At 60.4% G+C, this 1,269-nt stretch carries 1 protein-coding gene; it reads left to right on the forward strand.

Features of this window, described 5'->3' with window-relative positions:
* The first annotated feature begins 66 nt into the window (after positions 1-66).
* A protein-coding gene (locus C7I85_RS30175) for an IS3 family transposase (protein WP_106727668.1) occupies positions 67-1,235 on the forward strand; the annotation gives its coding sequence in 2 pieces (ribosomal slippage) (positions 67-331 and positions 331-1,235; 1,170 coding nt in all).
* Positions 1,236-1,269 lie beyond the last annotated feature (34 nt).

The raw sequence follows: 1,269 nt of genomic DNA on the forward strand, positions 1-1,269 counted from the left end.
TGGTCTGCCCCCTGAAAAGTGGTCCTCCCTGAAGTAGGCTCGTGAGCCGTTGGAGAGGACATTGGAATGCCCCAGAAGAAGCACAAGCCCGAAGAGATCGTCGCGAAGCTGCGCCAGGTTGATGTTTTGTTGTCACAAGGCCGATCGGTTGGCGAAGCGGTTCGCTCAATCGGTGTGACGCAGTTCACCTATTACCGCTGGCGCAAGGAGTTCGGTGGCCTGAAGGGCGACCAGGTGAAGCGCCTGAAAGAGCTCGAGAAAGAGAACGACCGGCTGCGCAAGGCGGTGTCGGACCTGACGCTGGAAAAGCTGATCCTGAAAGAGGCTGCCTCGGGAAACTTCTGAGCCCCGCCCGCCGCCGTCGCTGCGTCGACCATGTCATGGCGAAGTTCTCGGTGTCGGAGCGCTTTGCCTGCAAGGTCCTGGACCAGCATCGCTCGACCCAGCGCAAGAAGCTGAAAGGCCGGGCGGATGAAGAGGCACTGACGGCCGATATCATCCGGCTGGCTTCTCGCTATGGCCGCTATGGCTATCGCCGGATCACCGCGATGCTGCGCTTTGAGGGCTGGACGGTGAACGCCAAGCGTGTCGAGCGCATCTGGCGGCGGGAGGGGCTGAAGGTTCCGCAGAAGCAACCGAAGAGAGGCCGCCTCTGGATGAATGACGGATCGTGCGTCCGGCTTCGACCCGAGCACCCCAACCATGTCTGGTCCTACGATTTTGTCGAGGGCCGGACCCACAATGGCAGGAAGTTCCGCATGCTCAACATCATCGATGAGTTTACCCGGGCATGTCTGGCGATCCGCATCGATCGCAAGCTCAACTCGACCGACGTCATCGACGTTCTGTCGGACCTGTTCATCCTGCACGGCGTGCCTGGCCATGTTCGTTCCGACAATGGTCCGGAGTTCATCGCCAAAGCCGTGCGGGATTGGATTGCCGCTGTCGGCGCAAAGACCGCGTTCATCGAACCGGGAAGTCCTTGGGAGAACGGCTACTGCGAGAGCTTCAACTCGAAGCTTCGCGATGAACTGCTCAATGGCGAGATCTTCTACAGCCTCGCCGAGGCCAGGATCATCATCGAGCAATGGCGACGCTACTACAACACCGAGCGGCCGCACTCATCGCTCGGATACAAACCGCCGGCGCCGGAGGCCCTCATATGGCCGTCGAAACCCGGCAAAGCGGCACCATCATCGGCTCTGCCGCTGGCCGATAAGCCCATCATGCATTAAGACTGAAACCGGACCACCTCATAGGGGCAGGCCA

It is taken from the genome of Pseudaminobacter soli (ex Li et al. 2025), from assembly GCF_003012705.1.
Taxonomy (GTDB): Bacteria; Pseudomonadota; Alphaproteobacteria; order Rhizobiales; family Rhizobiaceae; genus Pseudaminobacter; species Pseudaminobacter soli.